Source organism: Novosphingobium aromaticivorans DSM 12444 (assembly GCF_000013325.1).
Classification (GTDB): Bacteria; Pseudomonadota; Alphaproteobacteria; order Sphingomonadales; family Sphingomonadaceae; genus Novosphingobium; species Novosphingobium aromaticivorans.
Map to the genome: position 1 here is coordinate 1,762,444 of NC_007794.1, position 17,023 is coordinate 1,779,466.

17 protein-coding genes are annotated in these 17,023 nt (G+C 65.6%); 14 read left to right on the plus strand and 3 right to left on the minus strand.

The genetic code is table 11. The features are described 5' to 3' along the window. Positions 1–10 precede the first annotated feature (10 nt). On the minus strand, positions 11–907 hold the full coding sequence (locus tag SARO_RS08410; RefSeq protein ID WP_041550247.1) for a LysR family transcriptional regulator: 897 nt from the start codon (positions 905–907) through the stop codon (positions 11–13). Between the two features lie 92 nt (positions 908–999). On the opposite strand from SARO_RS08410, the gene mdlC reads away from it, so the two are divergent. The 3 genes from mdlC to SARO_RS08425 are packed head-to-tail and all read left to right on the plus strand — an operon-like array spanning position 1,000 to position 4,393. Beyond that, complete coding sequence (gene mdlC / locus SARO_RS08415; protein ID WP_011445329.1) at positions 1,000–2,556, plus strand: benzoylformate decarboxylase; 1,557 nt, start codon at positions 1,000–1,002, stop codon at positions 2,554–2,556. Continuing rightward, positions 2,553–3,896: an aromatic ring-hydroxylating oxygenase subunit alpha gene (locus SARO_RS08420; protein ID WP_011445330.1), complete on the plus strand. Its 1,344-nt coding sequence runs from the start codon at positions 2,553–2,555 to the stop codon at positions 3,894–3,896. The genes mdlC and SARO_RS08420 overlap by 4 nt, the downstream gene beginning before the upstream one ends. Further along, positions 3,893–4,393, plus strand: a complete 501-nt coding sequence (locus tag SARO_RS08425) for an aromatic-ring-hydroxylating dioxygenase subunit beta (protein WP_011445331.1) — start codon at positions 3,893–3,895, stop codon at positions 4,391–4,393. Before SARO_RS08420 ends, SARO_RS08425 begins: the two co-directional genes overlap by 4 nt. Positions 4,394–4,449: 56 nt before the next feature. Here the strand turns inward: SARO_RS08425 and ald are convergent, their stop codons facing one another. Continuing rightward, positions 4,450–5,565, minus strand: coding sequence for an alanine dehydrogenase (gene ald, locus SARO_RS08430; protein WP_011445332.1), 1,116 nt, complete (start codon positions 5,563–5,565; stop codon positions 4,450–4,452). Positions 5,566–5,707: 142 nt separating this feature from the next. Here ald and SARO_RS08435 point away from each other — a divergent pair, with 142 nt between their 5' ends. After that, positions 5,708–6,178: an Lrp/AsnC family transcriptional regulator gene (locus SARO_RS08435; RefSeq protein WP_011445333.1), complete on the plus strand. Its 471-nt coding sequence runs from the start codon at positions 5,708–5,710 to the stop codon at positions 6,176–6,178. Here the strand turns inward: SARO_RS08435 and SARO_RS08440 are convergent. Next, complete coding sequence (locus SARO_RS08440) at positions 6,156–6,839, minus strand: TetR/AcrR family transcriptional regulator (protein WP_011445334.1); 684 nt, start codon at positions 6,837–6,839, stop codon at positions 6,156–6,158. The two genes, SARO_RS08435 and SARO_RS08440, sit on opposite strands and share 23 nt — an antisense overlap. 148 nt (positions 6,840–6,987) lie before the next feature. Here SARO_RS08440 and SARO_RS08445 point away from each other — a divergent pair, with 148 nt between their 5' ends. The 10 genes from SARO_RS08445 (at position 6,988) to SARO_RS08490 (ending at position 17,022) form a co-directional block, all read left to right on the plus strand. Next, a complete protein-coding gene (locus SARO_RS08445) occupies positions 6,988–8,163 on the plus strand; it encodes an amine dehydrogenase large subunit (RefSeq protein WP_011445335.1) in 1,176 nt (391 codons plus the stop codon). Position 8,164: 1 nt separating this feature from the next. Next, positions 8,165–8,650, plus strand: a complete 486-nt coding sequence (locus SARO_RS08450; protein ID WP_011445336.1) for a MauE/DoxX family redox-associated membrane protein — start codon at positions 8,165–8,167, stop codon at positions 8,648–8,650. Then, a complete protein-coding gene (locus SARO_RS08455; RefSeq protein WP_011445337.1) occupies positions 8,650–9,240 on the plus strand; it encodes a thioredoxin fold domain-containing protein in 591 nt (196 codons plus the stop codon). The genes SARO_RS08450 and SARO_RS08455 overlap by 1 nt, the downstream gene beginning before the upstream one ends. A 3-nt stretch (positions 9,241–9,243) precedes the next feature. Then, positions 9,244–9,804, plus strand: coding sequence for a methylamine dehydrogenase light chain (locus SARO_RS08460; protein ID WP_011445338.1), 561 nt, complete (start codon positions 9,244–9,246; stop codon positions 9,802–9,804). Next, positions 9,801–10,259, plus strand: coding sequence for a c-type cytochrome (locus SARO_RS08465; RefSeq protein WP_011445339.1), 459 nt, complete (start codon positions 9,801–9,803; stop codon positions 10,257–10,259). Before SARO_RS08460 ends, SARO_RS08465 begins: the two co-directional genes overlap by 4 nt. Further along, positions 10,256–10,729: a hypothetical protein gene (locus tag SARO_RS08470; protein WP_011445340.1), complete on the plus strand. Its 474-nt coding sequence runs from the start codon at positions 10,256–10,258 to the stop codon at positions 10,727–10,729. Before SARO_RS08465 ends, SARO_RS08470 begins: the two co-directional genes overlap by 4 nt. A gap of 14 nt (positions 10,730–10,743) precedes the next feature. Next, on the plus strand, positions 10,744–12,975 hold the full coding sequence (locus tag SARO_RS08475) for a TonB-dependent receptor (RefSeq protein ID WP_011445341.1): 2,232 nt from the start codon (positions 10,744–10,746) through the stop codon (positions 12,973–12,975). 41 nt (positions 12,976–13,016) lie between these two features. After that, on the plus strand, positions 13,017–14,420 hold the full coding sequence (locus SARO_RS08480) for an aldehyde dehydrogenase family protein (RefSeq protein WP_011445342.1): 1,404 nt from the start codon (positions 13,017–13,019) through the stop codon (positions 14,418–14,420). Then, positions 14,417–16,048 (plus strand): AMP-binding protein, encoded by a 1,632-nt coding sequence (locus tag SARO_RS08485; protein WP_011445343.1) that lies wholly within the window; start codon positions 14,417–14,419, stop codon positions 16,046–16,048. The genes SARO_RS08480 and SARO_RS08485 overlap by 4 nt, the downstream gene beginning before the upstream one ends. Before the next feature lie 116 nt (positions 16,049–16,164). Next, on the plus strand, positions 16,165–17,022 hold the full coding sequence (locus SARO_RS08490; RefSeq protein ID WP_011445344.1) for a Ku protein: 858 nt from the start codon (positions 16,165–16,167) through the stop codon (positions 17,020–17,022). Position 17,023: the final 1 nt, after the last annotated feature.

Genomic DNA, 17,023 nt, shown 5'->3' on the forward strand with positions numbered 1-17,023 from the left:
GATTGGTCGGTCAAGCCCCGCTGCCGACAAGCGGAAAATGACGTACGAACTGGCTCGCCGCATCCGGTAGAAGGCCGGACTTGCGCCGATGCAGGATGAAGCGGCGCTGCAGCGCGAGCTCGGCAATGTCGAGCTTCCGCATCGCGCCGCTGGCAAGGTGCGGGGCGAGGAGCGGCTCCGGCAACCAGCAGAGCAGTTCGCTGCTGGCGGATACGGCGATCATGGCTTCGACGGAACCGCATTCGACGACGACGCGCGGTGTGAGGCTATGGCGCCGGACGATTTCCTCGAACGTGCCGCGCGGCGTGAAGGCATGGCCCGGCATGACCCAGCCCCGCGTCATCGCCTGCGCCAGCGTCGGGCGGGGCGGTAGGGTGTGCGAGGCGGCGCAGAAGACGGCGAAGCTGTCACGATAGGTGCATTCGCCGATCGGAACCACTTCGTCGTGGTCCAGCGGTTGCGAGGAGACGGCAAGGTCGATCCTGCGCGTCAGCAGCGCATCGAGCAGTTCACCGTCGACGCCTTCGACCAGCTCGAACGCGAGATCGGGTGTTTCGACCAGCACGCTGCCGATTGCGCTGGCGACGAGCGTGCGCAGCACCGCCGCGACCGCGCCGATGCGCACCGTCCCGCGCCGCAGGCCGCGCAGGGCGGCAAGCTCGTCGCGCGTGTTCTGCATCTCCGCAACGAGGTGACGGGCGTGTGGGAGAAGGAGCCGGCCAGCGTCGGTCAAGGCCATGCCCTTGCCGCCGCGATCGAACAGGCGATGGCCAAGCCTTTCCTCGATGCCCTGGACGAGGCGGCTGAGCGAGGGCTGGGTCAGGTTCACAACTCGCGCGGCGCGGCCGAGGCTGCCGGTATCGGCAATGGCGATGAATGCGCGGAGCTGGCGTTCGTCGAAATCCATGCGCAAGGCGTATGGCTTTCCGCCAAGATTGCAATTGTTTCTAAGGCTGCGGCAGTTCATCCTCGGTTGACAAGCATATGCCCGGAGAGATCATGTCGACCGTCCGTCACGTTACCATCGACCTTCTGCGCGAACTCGGCATGACTACCGTTTTCGGCAATCCGGGCTCCACCGAACTTCCGATGTTCCGCGATTTTCCGGACGATTTCCGCTATGTCATGGGCCTTCAGGAAAGCGTCGTGCTGGGCATGGCCGATGGCTTTGCGCAAGGGACGGGCCGGGCAGCCATCGTCAACCTGCACAGTTCGGCGGGCGTCGGGCACGCGCTCGGCAACCTCTTTACCGCGTTCAAGAACCAGACTCCGCTAGTGGTGACGGCGGGGCAACAGGCGCGCTCGATCCTGCCTTACGAGCCCTTCCTCTTCGCCGAACGCGCCAGTGAGTTTCCGCGTCCGTTCGTGAAATGGTCCTGCGAACCGGCCCGGGCGGAAGACGTTCCCGCCGCGATCCACCGCGCCTGGCTGGTGGCGATGGAGCCGCCTTGCGGGCCGACCTTCGTTTCGATCCCCATCGACGACTGGGATCGGTCGTGTGAGCCGTTCGCGGCGCGAAAGGTTCATGCAGACCGGGCTGGCGATCCTGCTGCTCTCGCCGCGTGCGCGACGTCGATGGCGCAGGCGCGACGTCCTGCCATCGTCGTTGGTGCGGGGGTGGCGCGCGATGGCGCCTGGGACCGCGTGATCGCCCTTGCGGAGCGTCATCAGGCGGCGGTCTGGGTGGCGCCGATGTCCGCCCGGTGCAGTTTTCCGGAAGACCACCCGCTTTTCGCGGGGTTCCTTACGGCCGGGCGCGAGGCCATCGTGGCCACGCTTTCGTCCCACGACTTCGTGCTTGCGCTGGGCGGGCCGATGAACCTCTACCACGTCGAGGGACATGGGCCGCATATGCCGGAGGGCTGCGATGTCTGGCTGATCGGTGACAACCATATCCATGCCGCATGGGCGCCGGCGGGAACTGCCATCGTGGCGCAGTGCGACAGGGCGCTCGATGCCTTGCTGGCCGGGCCGGAGCCGGTGCAGCGCGATGCTCCACCCGTGCGCCAGCGCCTGCCGCGGCTTGATGGCGCGGCTCTTACCGATGCCTATGTCCTCCAGCGCCTTGCCGCCCTGCGCAGTCCCGAGAGCATCGTCGTGGAGGAAGCGCCTTCGAGCCGGGGGCCGATGCACGAACACCTGCCGATCCTGCGCAAGGACACCTTCTATACCACGGCCAGCGGCGGGCTCGGCCACGGGCTTCCGGCCGCTGTGGGCATGGCGATGGCGCGGCCGGACGACAAGGTCATTGCGCTGCTTGGCGATGGTTCCGCCATGTACGCGATCCAGGGGCTCCACGCGGCGGCGCAGCATGGCCTGCCGGTCAGCTTCCTCATCCTCAAGAACAACCGCTATGAGGCGCTGCACCATTTCGGGCGTCATTTCGGCATGCAGCAGCTCGTCGGCACGCAGTTCCCGGAACTGGACTTCTGCAAGCTTGCCGAAGGCCACGGCATCGTCGCACGCCGCGCCGAGGACGCGGCATCGCTCGACGAGGCGCTGCGCTGGTCGCTCGCCGCCGACGTGCCGACGCTGGTCGAAGCGGTGGTGCTGTGACCTTGCGCCTTTCCGACCTTATCGACGACCGCCCTTCGCAAGGCGTGTTCCGCGTGAACCGCGCGATCTTCACCGACCAAAGCGTGTTCGACGCGGAAATGCGCCGCCTGTTCGAGGGCGGATGGGTCTTTCTCGGCATGGAATCGCAGGCGTCCGGTCCGCACGATTTCTTCACCACCTCCGCCGGGCGCGTGCCGGTCATGGTCCAGCGCGACGGGGAGGGCGTGTTGCGCGCCTTCGTCAATTCCTGCCCGCACAAGGGCGCGCGCCTGGCGCAAGTGCGGCAAGGCAACGCGCGGCTGCACGTCTGTCCGTACCATAGCTGGTCGTTCGACAGCGCCGGCCGCAACAAGGCCGTGAAATGGAAGGCGGCCGGGTGCTATTCCGATGCCTTCGACCGCGACGATCATGGCCTCGCGGTCCTCCCGCGCTTTGAAGGCTATCGCGGCTTCCTGTTCGGCAGCGTTTCGCCTGAAGTCCCGCCGCTGGCCGAACATCTCGGCGAAGCCGCCAAGCTGCTCGATCTCGTCGCGGATCAGAGCGAGGAAGGGCTGGAACTCGTGCCCGGGCAGGTGACCTTCACCTATCAGGCGAACTGGAAGCTCCAGCTCGAGAACTGTTCCGACGCCTATCACTTCACATCCGCCCACCCATCCTACATCCGCGTGCTGGAACGGCGGCAGAAGGAGATCAGCGAAGAGGTCGTTGCCTCGGTGTGGGAGAACAGCGACTACTGGAAGGAGGACACCAAGGGCGTCGGCGGCGGCAGCTTCAGCATGGCAAATGGCCACGTGCTGAACTGGGGTGTGTTTGGCGTCACCCCCGCGATCCCGCTCTACGAACGCGCGGCGCAACTGGCGGAGCGTGTGGGTGAGGGGAAGCGCGACTGGATGTTCAACATGCGCAACCTCACGATCTTTCCCAACCTGCAGGTCGCGGAGAACGCGTCGAGCCAGCTTCGCGTGATCCGCCCGATTTCGCCGGCGCTTACCGAAATGCGCACCTGGTGCATCGCGCCCAAGGGGGAAAGCGACGCTGCCCGCCGCCAGCGCATTCGGCAGTACGAGGACTTCTTCAACCCCACCGGCATGGCAACGCCCGACGACACCGTGTCTTACGAAAACTGCCAGATCGGCTTTGCCGGCACGACCGAACCCTGGCTCCAGGGGTATGCGCGGGGGATGGAGGCCTCGGTCGAAGGCGGCAACCGCTTTTCCGAACGTATCGGACTGGAACCGCAGCGCAGCGTTCTGGCGGACTCGCAGCTTTGCGACGAAACGCTCTACCACAGCTACTACCGCGCCTGGGCCGCGCGCATGGCACCGGAGTTCGCGGCATGAGCACGCCCCTGTCCCGCGCGGAGGCCGAGGAGCTGCTGTTCCGCGAAGCCGTGCTGATCGACACCGGTCGCTTCGCCGAATGGCTCGACCTGTTCACGCCCGACGTCGAGTTCTGGATGCCGGCCTGGCGGGACGAGACGACCACAACGGAAGACCCCGACCGCGAGCTTTCGCTGATCTACTACAAGGGGCGGCGCAATCTCGAGGATCGGGTCATGCGCCTGACTTCCGGCCTATCCACCGCCTCGACACCCCTGCCGCGTGTCGTGCACCAGGTGACGAACGTGCTGGTCGATGCGGAGGAAGAAGACGCGGCGCGGGTCTCGGCGGCGTTCGTCTGCCACCGCTTCGATGTCCGCATGAATCGCGCCGACTGTTTCTTCGGCCGCTACGACTATCGACTGGTGCGCGGTGAAGATGGCTGGCGGATCGCGCGCAAGAAGATCGTTTTGCTAAACGACACGATCCCGACCGTCGTCGACATCAACGCGATCTAGGCACGGGCGGTAGTCGGGGAGGGGCGACCTTCTAAAGGAGGCCGCCCCGGTCCCGGTCAGGCGAGAATGTCGGCGACCGGGGTGTATTCGTATCCCAGTTCGGTTGCCACGGCTTCGTAAGTGACCTTGCCCTCGTGGACGTTCAGGCCCGCTGCGAGGTTGGGGTCGGCGCGCAGCGCTTCCTTCCAGCCCTTGTCCGCGATGCGCAGCGCGTGGGGGAGCGTGACGTTGTTCAGCGCGTAGGTGCTGGTACGTGCAACCGCGCCCGGCATGTTGGCGACGCAGTAGTGGACCACGCCGTCGACGACATAGGTGGGGTCGGCATGGGTCGTCGCCTTGCTGGTCTCGAAGCAGCCGCCCTGGTCGATGGCAACGTCGACGAGAACCGCGCCGGGCTTCATCGTCGCCAGCATGTCGCGCGTGACCAGCTTCGGCGCGGCGGCGCCGGGGATCAGCACGGCGCCGATCACGAGGTCGGCCTCGGCGACCAGCGCTGCAAGCGCGGCCTTGCCCGAATAGAGCGTGCGGGCGCGGCCTTCGAAGTGGTTGTCGAGGCGTTCGAGCACGTCAGGGTCGCGGTCGAGGATGGTCACGTCGGCGCCAAGCCCCACGGCCATCTGCGCCGCATTGAACCCCACCACGCCGCCGCCGATGACGACGACCTTGCCCGGCAGCACGCCCGGTACGCCGCCAAGCAGCACGCCCCGGCCCCCGTTGGCCTTTTCGAGCGCTGTCGCGCCAGCCTGGATCGACATGCGACCTGCGACCTGGCTCATGGGCTTGAGCAGGGGCAGGGCATTGCCCGCGCCGGTGACGGTTTCATAGGCGATCGCGGTGACGCCGGACTTGACGAGGTCGGCGGTCTGTTCCGGATCGGGTGCGAGATGGAGATAAGTGTAGAGCACCTGGCCACGGCGCAGCATCGCGCGCTCGACGGCCTGGGGTTCCTTGACCTTCACGATCATCTCGCAACCGTCGAACACGGTCCTGGCATCGGCCTTGATGATCGCGCCCGCGCCTTCGTAGTCGGCGTCGCTTGCTCCTATGCCGTTGCCCGCGCCGGCTTCGACCCACACTTCGTGGCCATGGGCGACGAGTTCGCGGACGCTTTCGGGGGTAAGCCCGACGCGGTATTCATGGTTCTTGATTTCACGGACGGTTCCGACGCGCATGACAAGCTCCTGTGGCTCGTGGTCTCCTGGTAAACGCAAGACTATCGCGATGGTCCCGGCAGTTCTTGCCTATTTGCAGCCTTGCGATGTGGCTGTTTGGTGATATTTTTCGGATTTCACCGCATAATCGGGAAGAATTTTCATGGATCGTGCTGACCTCGCTCTGCTTGAAGCGATCCAGGCCGACTCGGCGCTGTCCATCTCCGACCTCGCCGAAAAGGTCTCGCTCTCTCCTTCGGCGTGTCATCGCCGCATCAAGGCTCTGGAACAGTCAGGCGTGATCGCCAGCTATGGCGCCCGCCTCGAGCCGCGGCTGCTGGGCCTTACGGTGGAAGTCTTTGTCGAGATCACGCTCACCAGCCAGAGTCGCGAGGTGATGGACAGGTTCGAGCGTGCGGTGGGGGACTTCGACGACATTCTCGAATGCCACCTCATGTCGGGCGCGGCGGACTATCTCCTGCGCGTGGCTGCCTGCGATCTCGATCAGTACGACCGCATTCACCGCGATTGCCTGGCGCGGTTGCCGGGCGTGTCCGCCATGCGCTCCAGTTTCTCGCTACGGCGCATCAAGAAGATGCAGGGCTATCCCGTCAGGCGGTTGCCAACCCCCTGATCTGTTCGGAAGTGATCGTCTTCACCAGGTTGCAGAAGGCATGGACCGCCACTCGCTCGATCTGCGGCATGCGCGGTTCGAACGGCTTTTCGTGGCCCGCGAAGATGGTCATTCCCTCCATCGAGCCCGATATGAACAGTGACACCGTCTCGCGGTCCATCGGTGGCAGGTCGGGCCGCATCTCGGTGATGATCTCCAGAAGCGGCGCGCGGGCGCGGACATAGAGATCCTGAATGCGTTCGAGCACGAATGGATCGTGATTGGACAGCGCCCACAGCTCGGGGAAGAAGCGGGTGGTCTTCTTCGAGCGGATGTCGTCGAGGATCAGCATGCACATGCGGCGCAGGCGCTCTTCGGGCGGGACCCCGGGCATGTGCATGATGTCCTCGAACTCGATCTCGTAGCTGCGGATCACCGCGTCCATCATCGCCCGGACCAGGTCCTCGCGGCTGCGATAGTGGTAGGTAAGGTTGCCGAATTTCAAGTCGCAGGCCGCCGCGACTCGGCGCATCGACATGGCCCGGTAACCTTCCTCGATCAGGATGGTGAGGGCGGTACGCAGGATCAGCTCTCGGGTCTCGTGACCCTTCAGATACCCCCCTTCGCGTTCCGGCATGATCATGTCGGTCACGAATTTTGGCGCATCTTCCTTTTGATACATATCGGTTTTTCCTTGCATACGCTCCGACATTAGCGCCAGCGGAAAAACCTGTCACCTGACAAATTTAGGTCACTTGACAGATTTGTTGCCCTTTTGAGACTATACCCCTGTAGCCGGCGATGACCGGCCAGACGCCAGGGAGTTCCGGATGAGGTTGTTTGCGCTGGCCCTTGCCCTTTCCGTTTCCGGTGCGGCGCTCGCCGCAACTCCGGCCGCAAAGGCGCCGTATCCCAAACCTCTGCCGGAGGAGCCCATTCCGGCGTCGGCCAAACTTCCGTCCCAGTGGCCGGCCAGTGTCGTGCTGATCCACGACTTTCATTTCAGCTCGATCGTCGATGGACGGGTCATGGTGGTGGACACCGCGTCGACCGACCATCCGGTGAAGGGCATGGTTCGCGCGGCCCAGTTCGCCAACATGCTGGTCTCGCCTAGCCGTGGCGAGATACTGACGTCCGAGACATTCTATTCCCGGCTCACGCGGGGTGAGCGTACCGACGCCGTGACCATCTGGGACATGGCCACGCTCCAGCCCAAGGGTGAAATCGTCATGCCGGGCGGCAAGCGCCAGCAGTCGGTCACCTATCCGCAGCTCTTCCAGTTCACGAACGGCGAGAAGTGGGCGCTGGTCGCCAACTTCACCCCGGCCCAGTCGGTCAGCGTCCTCGACATCGATGCGCGCAAGGTGATTGCCGAGATCGACCTGCCGGGCTGCGCCCAGCTCTATCCCACCGGCGAACGTGGATTTACCAGCTTCTGCGCCGATGGCTCGCTGTTCAGCGTCAAGCTTGGCCCTGATGGCCAGGCGGTCTCGTCGAAGACGGTCGAGAAGGTGCAGGACATCGACAACCAGCCGCTGTTCAGCACGCCCGCGTGGGTCGGCAGGACTGCATGGTTCGTCAGCTATCGCGGGCAGATCCAGGCTTTCGATTTCTCGGGTGACGTGGCGCGCCCGCTTCCCGGCAGCTTCAACATCGGCACTGCCGATGGCGCCGCCCCCGAATGGCGTCCGGGCGGCTGGCAGGTCATCGCCGCCGATGGCGCGGGCAAGCTCTACGTCCTGATGAGCCCTAACGGGCGCGAGGGCAGCCACAAGGACGGCGGCACCGAGGTCTGGGTCATCGACACGGTGAAGAAGGCCCGCGTGGGCCGGATCGCGCTCAACGGGGTCGCGTCTGCGATCGCGCTGACCCGCGAGGCGACGCCCCGCCTGGTCGTTGCGCGCGGGGATGGCACCATCGATGTTCACGACCCGGCGACCGGCGCGCTCGTGCGCTCGCTCGGCACTGCCGGCGGTGCCAATCCCATCGTCATCACGGCACCCTGACGTGGCCGCGCTCCCCCTCTTTCTTGCGCTTCTGCTGGGCGGTTCCGCCCTGCACAAGGCGCTCCAGCACGAAAGGCTGGCAAGCGTCGCGGGCAGGCTGTCCGGTTTGCGCGGCCAGGGCCTGCTTGCCCTGATCGCCGCCGGCACGGTGGAACTGGTCGCGGCTGTCTGCCTGTTCGTGCCGGACTTGCGAGCCACCGGCGCACTCATCGCGGCGGTTCTATGGTCGGGATATGCCGCCGCGCTGTTCCGGCTGCGCGGGCAGACGCTTGATTGCGGTTGCGATCTCGTCGCCCGTGAAAAGGCTGTCGACGCGCCGCTCGTCGCCCGTCCCCTGGTGCTCGCCGGGTTTGCATTTCTCGTATCCACCCTGCCGGCGGCGCCGTTCGGGCTCGACGCTCCGTTCGCCGCCGCCGGACTTCTTGCGCTCTATCTGGGCGCTTCGGAAATCCTTGCCATTCCCCATCCTCGCTGGAGGAAGTCGTGATGCTGACGTCCCAGATCCTGTTGTGGACCGCCGTTATCGTCGAGGGCCTGCTGATCGCGGCGCTTGCCCGTCAGGTCGGCATTCTCCACGAACGCATTGCCCCGGCAGGGGCCCTGACACTGCACCAGAATGTGAAGATCGGCGAGACCGCCAGCCCGATGACGGTCACCACCATCGAGGGCGCCCCGGTCGAGATCGGTGGCAAGCGGGACGGGCGCAGCCAGCTTCTGTTCTTCGCCTCGCCCGACTGCCCGGTGTGCAAGTCGCTGCTCCCCGTGGTCCGTTCTGCGGCAACCGCCGAGGCCGACTGGCTGGACATCGTGATCGCTGGCGACGGTTCCAAGGCGGAGTACCAGCGCCTGCGTGACCTGAACGGCCTCGAAAATGTTCCGACCGTCCTTTCCGAAGCCCTTGGCCGCGCCTTCGGCGTCTCGAAGCTGCCCTACGCGGTCCTGCTCGACGAAGCCGGGCGCGTTGCTTCGCTCGGCCTCGTCAACAGCCGCGAACACCTTGAAAGCCTTTTCGAGGCCAAGGAGCGGGGCGTGGCCTCGATCCAGGATTTCCTCGCCCGCCGCCAGAAGGAGGCCTGACCCATGGCCGGTTTCGACAAGTGGACTGAACGCCTTGCCCGCGGCGTCGCCCGCCGCAGTTCTCGCCGCAGCACGCTAGCCTGGCTGGGCGCCGCGATCACCGGTGCCGCTGCTTTCCCCGTGCTTCCCGTGGCCCGCGCGGCCAGCGGATCGCCGCACGGGGGAGGGGGCGCAACCCATGCTCCCATCTCGTCTGGCAATCCGCAGGATCCGGGCGACCAGTCGAGCTGCGATTACTGGCGCTATTGCGCGATCGACGGCTTTCTCTGCTCCTGCTGCGGCGGCACGGTGAACTCCTGCCCGCCGGGAACCGAGATGTCGCCGATCACCTGGATCGGCACCTGCACCAACCCCGCCGACAACCGCGCCTATGTGATCAGCTACAACGACTGCTGCGGCACCTCTTCGTGCGGCCAGTGCCTTTGCAACCGCAACGAGGGCGACCGCCCGCAGGTGCGGCCGCAGTCGAACAACGACTACAACTGGTGCCTGGGCACCGAAAGCAGCGTCTACAACTGCTCGACGGCGGTGATTGTCGGCGTCGCGCTGGACGCGCCGAAATGAAGGCGCTTTTCGGCCTCGTCCCCGCGGCTGCGCTGCTCGCGCTCGCATTGCCGGCGGATGCCGCGCCCGATGGAGCGACGGTCTTTGCCCGCTGCGCGGCTTGCCACACACGCACCGGCGCGGGCGTTCCGGGCGCCTATCCCCCGCTGGGTGCCGATTTCCGCGCGCTGGCCGCCAAGTCCGCCGGCCGCCGCTATCTCGCGCTCGCGGTGATCAAGGGGCTTTCGGGGCCGATCACCGTGGAAGGCAAGCCCTATCGCGGCGTCATGCCAGCCCAGGTGCTGGACGATGCGACGACTGCTGCCGTCCTCAACCACGTCGGCACGCAGATTGCGAAGACGGGCCCTGCCTTCAAGCCCTTCACCGACAAGGAGGTGGCCGGGCACCGGGCATCGGGTTCCGGCCTCTCCGCCGCTGATGTCGCCAAACTCCATGCCGGGGTAGGCGGGAAATGAAGCGGGCCGCGCTCGGATTGGCGGCACTCGTGGCCGCGACGGCCGTGGGTGCAGCGGTCCGGGCCGGCGAGCCTGCGATGCGCGGGGTAACCAGCCCGCAACAGGCGCGCATCGACTACATGCTGAAGTGCCAGGGATGCCATCGGCCGGACGGGAGCGGCGACGACCGATCCAATCCGCCGATGAAACATGTCGTCGCGCGCTTTCTCGGCGTCCCCGGCGGGCGGGAATTCCTGGGCCGCGTGCCCGGGGTCTCGACCGTCGATCTCGACAATGTCCGGCTGGCGAACCTCGTCAACTGGACGCTCTACACATTTGATCCGGCGCACATGCCCGCCGACTTCCGGCCTTATACCCCGGAAGAGATCGGGCAATTGCGGCGCCACCCCCTGCGGCTCGAACGTGCCGATATGAGAGCGCGACTGGTCGCAGGGTTCACGCAGGACAGAACAGAACCACACATGCCCTGATTGGGAGGCAAGACATGAGGGAACGTCTTTACCGTGGAATCGCGCTGGCAGGGGTAGCCGCCGCATCCATTTTCGCCGCAGCGCCCGTATTGGCGCAGGAAGTGCAATCCGACAGGGCCGTGCCCGACGGCGAGATCGTCGTGACCGCAACCAAGCGTGCGGAAAGCCTGCAATCGGTCCCCATCTCGGTCTCGGCCATCGGCGGCGATACGCTTGCCAAGGCGCGGGTCGGCAGCGTGGACAGCCTGGTGACCAAGGTCGCCAATCTTCAGCTCACGTCGATCGTGGGCGACAACACGCCGATCTTCGCGCTGCGCGGCGTATCGATGTCCGACTACAGCCTCAACCAGTCGAGCCCCGTCGCAACCTATTACGACGAAGTCTACAAGGGCAACTTCGCCTTCCTCGGCGTCACCATGTTCGACCTTGAGCGCGTCGAGGTACTGCGCGGGCCGCAGGGCACGCTCTATGGCAAGAACACCACCGGCGGCGCGGTCAACATCATCGCCAACAGTGCGAAGCTGGGCGAGACCAGCGGCTATTTCAGCGCCGGCTATGGCAACTATGACCGCTTCGACCTCAACGGCGCGGTCAACGTGCCGCTGGGCGAAAAGGCGGCCCTGCGCATCGCGGGCACTTATGCCCGGGCCGATGGCTGGTTCAAGAACGTGGTCCCGGGCAAGCCCGATCTCGCCTCGACCGACGAGTACGCCATCCGAGGCACGCTGAACTTCGAGGCGAGCGATACCGTCCGCTTCGTCCTGCGCGCGTCGACCAGCTACCAGAACCCGCAGAACTATGGCATCTATGCCCAGCCCGAAGACGTCAATCGCCCCGGTCTCGACCGCTGGGAGATCGCCTCGAACATCGCCACCAAGCGCAAGGCGCGCACCTATTCGGTCGCGCTTACCAGCAACTTCGACGTGTCGGATACGCTGACCGTCACCAGCATCACCTCGTGGGACAAGGGCAACCTGTTCTTCTACGAGGACACCGACGGCACCGCCTCGCAACTGCTCGAAATCCCCTATACCGACCGCGCCACCCAGTTCGCGCAGGACCTGCGCCTGACCAGCGACACCGGTGGCCCGTTCGATTTCATCCTCGGCGCCTACTTCAACCGCGAGAAGGTCTACAACGAGACTGCCTTCGAGATCGGCAAGGACATTGACCTTACCGGCGACAACATCGTCACGGCAGACGACTGCGTCGAAGGCCTGACCAACGAAGATGGCAGCGACGATGGCATCGCCTGCCTCTTCCGCAACCGCTTCGACCAGGTGAAGAAGAGCTACGCGATCTATTCGGACCTCAAGTACCAGGTCACCGATGCGGTGACCCTGCGTGGCGGCCTGCGCTATACCCACGATACGGGCCGGCAGAGCGGCTTCCGCTCCGATGCGCTGGGCGTCGACGGGTCCGAGGTGGCCAACCTGATCCCCTTGTCCTCGCTCAGCTATTCGCAGGACAACCTCTCCGGGAAGATCGGCCTCGACTACAAGCTGGCCGATGGCAACCTGCTCTACGCCAGCGTCAGCCGGGGCTACCGCGCGCCCAGCTTCAACGCGCAGGCCTTCTTCGATCCGTCGGAGCTTTCGGTCGCCAAGCCCGAGCAGGTGACCTCGTACGAAGTCGGCGCGAAGACGCAGTTCCTCGACCGCCGCATCACGCTCAACGTGGCCGGGTTCTACTACGACTACCGCAACCAGCAGTTCATCAACGTCGACCCGGTACTGGGCTCGCAGACGCTGCTGAACATTCCCAAGTCGCGCATCTATGGCGGCGAGGCCGAGCTGACGATCCGCGCCAGCGACCGGCTGACCCTGCACAGCGGCATGGGCGTCCTTGCCACAAAGATCCAGCGCGGCAGCGTGAGCGGCGTGGACGTTTCCGGCAACCGCCTGTCCAACGCACCGACCTTTACCTTCAACGCCACGATCGACCTGACGCTGGTCGATGGCGACATGGGCAAGCTCTCGGTCCACCCGGACGTGGCCTACCAGTCGAGCCAGTTCTTCGAAGTGCTCAACATCCCCCGCCTGCGCCAGACTTCCTACGCGCTGGTCGGCGGGCACATCGACTGGGAAAGCGCCGACGGGCGCTTCAATGCCTCGGTCTGGGGCAAGAACCTGTCCAACAAGTTCTACTTCACCTCGCGCGTGGACCTGCTGGCGGGCTTCGGCTTCGACTACAACCACATCGGCAATCCGCGCACTTACGGCGTGACAGTGGGCGCGAAGTTCTGACATCCTGAAGAACAAGGCGGCAAAGCCGCCGGGAGAGGAAAATGGCTGACTACAAGCTGCTGATCGGCGGCAACCTCGTCGATGGCGACATGACGATGGACGTGATCAACCCGGCCACGGGGGAGCCGTTCTGCACGGTTCCCCGCGCCTCCGCTGCCCAGGCCGACGCCGCCATTGCGGCGGCGAAGGCGGCAGTGCCCGGCTGGTCTGCCGTGCCGTGGGCCGGACGGCAGGCCAAGCTCATCGAACTTGCCGACGCAATTGCCGCCCGCAAGGACGAGATCGCGCGCGTGCTGACGATGGAGCAGGGCAAGCCGCTGGCCGAAGCCTTGGGCGAACTCGCCTGGACGGACGGATACCTGCGCCACTACGCCACCCTGGAATTGCCGGACCGGGTGATCCAGGATGACGAAAGTGGCTACATAGCGGTCAGGCATCGGCCGCTCGGGGTTGTCGTGGGCATCATCGCCTGGAACTTCCCCTTGCTCGTCGCCTGCTGGAAGATCGGGCCTGCGGTGCTCGCCGGCAACGCCATCGTCCTCAAGCCCGCGCCGACCACGCCGGTTTGCGCACTGATCCTGGGCGAGATCTGCCGCGACGTGTTCCCGGCGGGCGTCGTCAACATCATCACCGACGCCAACGATCTCGGCCCGCACCTGACGGCTCATCCGGATGTCGCGAAGGTGGGCTTCACCGGTTCGACCGCCACGGGCAAGCGCATTGCCGCAAGCGGCGCCGACACGCTGAAGCGCGTGACGCTGGAGCTCGGCGGCAACGATCCCGCCATCGTGCTCGAAGACGTCGACGTGCGCGAAACCGCGCAGGCGATCTTCGGCAATGCCTTCCTCAACAACGGTCAGGTCTGCCTCGCGGTCAAGCGGGCCTATGTCCACTCCGACATCTACGACGCGATGTGCGGCGAACTGGCGCGGCTGGCGCAAGCGGCCGTCGTCGACGACGGCTTGCAGCAGGGCACCCAGATCGGCCCGATCCAGAACGCCATGCAGTTCGAGAAGGTCAAGGGCTTCCTCGATGCCGCGCGCGAGGAAGGGACCATCGTGGCAGGTGGCGAGGTCATGGAACGCGCCGGCTACTTCATTCGCCCGACCATCGTGCGCGACGTGACCGACGGCGACCGCATCGTCGACGAGGAACAGTTCGGACCGATCCTGCCGCTGATCCGTTTCGACGATGTCGAGGACGTCATCGCCCGCGCCAACGCCTCGGACTACGGGCTTGGCGGTTCGGTCTGGTCGAAGGACGTCGCCCGCGCGGCCGATATCGCCTCGCGCATCGAAAGCGGTCAGGTCTGGGTCAACCAGCACATCGCCATCGGCCCGCACATCCCGATGGCCGGCTTCAAGAGCAGCGGTCTGGGCGTCGAGCAGTCGGTCGAGGGCCTTGCCGAATATACTCAGACCCAAGTGGTGAACATCAAGCGATGACGCAGTTGTCCTACGCGAAGGGGCCCGCCGACGAGCCCCTTCTTGAAAAGACCATCGGCCAGGCACTGCGCGATGCGGCGGCGCTCTGGGGCGACGAGCTTGCCCTGGTATCGCGCCACCAGCAGATCCGCTGGACCTGGGCCCAGCTCGACGCAGAGGTCGATCGTATCGCCACGGGCCTGCTCGACAGGGGCGTGGCCAAGGGCGACCGTGTCGGCATATGGGCGCCGAACTGCGCGGAATGGACCGTCCTCCAGTTCGCGACCGCGCGGATCGGTGCGATCCTCGTTACCATCAATCCCGCCTATCGCACCAGCGAGGTCGAGTACGCGCTGAACAAGGTCGGCTGCACCTTCCTTGTCACCGCCGCGCGCTTCAAGACCAGCGACTATGTGGCGATGCTGCGCGAACTGGGGCCGGACAAGCTGCCGGGCGTAAGCTGCATGGTCGTGCTCGGCGCGGATCGCCACGACGGCTTCGAGCCATGGGAGGCCCTGCGTGCCGAACCGGACGCCGCACGCCTTGCCGCCGCCGAGGCTGCGCTGAACCAGAACGATGCGATCAACATCCAGTTCACCAGCGGCACCACCGGCTTTCCCAAGGGCGCCACGCTCACCCATCGCAACATCCTCAACAACGGCCATTTCACCGCCCGCACGATCAAGCTGACCCAGCGCGACCGCATCTGCATCCCGGTGCCGCTCTACCACTGCTTCGGCATGGTCCTGGGCAATCTTGCCGCGCTCGCCAGCGGGGCGGCGATGGTCTACCCCGGCGAGGCCTACGATCCGCAGCTTGCGCTCGCGGCGGTGGCCGAGGAGGGCTGCACCGCGCTCTATGGCGTGCCGACGATGTTCATCACCATCCTCGCGCAGCCGGACCTTGACCGCTACGACGTATCGACCTTGCGCACCGGCATCATGGCCGGCTCGCCTTGCCCGGTCAGCACGATGCGCCAGGTCATGGACCGCCTCAACATGACCGAGGTGACCATCGGCTATGGCATGACCGAGACCAGTCCGCTCACCACCCAGACAGCGACCGACGATCCGCTGGAAGAGCGCGTCGGCACTGTCGGCCGTGTCCATCCCCATGCCGAGGCGAAGATCGTCGGGCTCGATGGCGAAACGCTGCCCATCGGCCAGCAGGGCGAATACTGCTCGCGCGGATATGCCGTCATGCTGGGTTACTGGGACGATCCGGAAAAGACAGCAGAAGCCATCGACGGCGAGGGCTGGATGCATTCCGGCGATCTCGCGACGATGGACGAACATGGCTATGTCCGTATCACCGGCCGCATCAAGGACATGATCATCCGCGGCGGTGAGAATATCTACCCGCGTGAAATTGAGGAGTTTCTCCTCACCCATCCCGCCGTTCAGGATGCGCAGGTCTTCGGCGTTTCGGACGAGAAGTTCGGCGAGGAAGTCTGCGCCTGGGTCATCGCGCGGTCCGGCCACGCGCTCTCGCACGACGATATCCTCGCCCACTGCAAGGGCCGCATCGCACACTACAAGGTGCCGCGCCATGTCCGCGTGGTCGAAGCCTTCGCCATGACAGTCACCGGCAAGGCGCAGAAGTTCGAGATGCGCAAGATGATGGAAGCCGAACTCACGCGCACGGGCTGAACCGGGCGGTTGGCCGGGAACCGTAGCGGGGCTTCGGCGATAGTCCCTGGTATGGCAGACCATCTTTCCCGCTCGCCGCGCCCCGCCGCGTTGCCCCTTTCCGGGGGGCGCTGACCGTGGCCGCGCGCGCCTTCTGGCAAGGGCAGCTTCGCCTGGCGCTGGTCTCGATCCCGGTCGAGGTCTACCCCGCCACGCGAAGTGGCGCTGCCATCAGCTTCCACCAGATCCACGAACCCAGCGGCAAGCGCATCCGCTATGAAAAGGTCGCGCCCGGCGTGGGGCCGGTCGACCGCGAGGAGATCGTCAAGGGCTACGAGGTCTCGCGGGGAAACTACGTCCTGCTCGACGACGAGGAGATCGAATCCGTCCGCATCGAAAGCCGCAAGACGCTTGAACTCGTCCAGTTCGTCGATGCCGCCGAAGTCGACGTGCTCTACTACGAAAAGCCCTATTTCGTGGTCCCCGCCGACGATCTTGCCGAGGACGCCTACATCGTCCTGCGCGAAGCGTTGCGGACCACCGGCAAGGTCGGGCTCGGCCAGCTTTCGGTGCGCGGGCGCGAACAGCTCGTCTCGATCAAGCCCTGCGGACGCGGCCTCGTCATGGAAGTGCTGCGCTATGCCGACGAGGTGCAGCGCGCGCAGAACTGGTTCCGCGACATTCCCGCGCGCGATGCCGACCCCGAACTGCTCGATCTCGCCGCCAGCCTGATCGAGAAGAAGACCGCGAAGTTCGCGCCCGAACAATTCCACGACCGCTACGTCGACGCGCTCCACGCGCTCATCGAGAAGAAGGTCAAGGCCAAGGGCAAGCGCATCGTCGAGGACCCGGAAGCCGACGCGGCGCCCAGCGGCGGCAACGTCATCGACCTCATGGCTGCGCTCAAGAAGTCGCTGGGCGAGGGCAATGCCGGGGAAGGCGAGGGCCGTCCTCGCCGCAAGGCCGCCGCGCCCCGCGCACGCAAGCGGGCGTGAG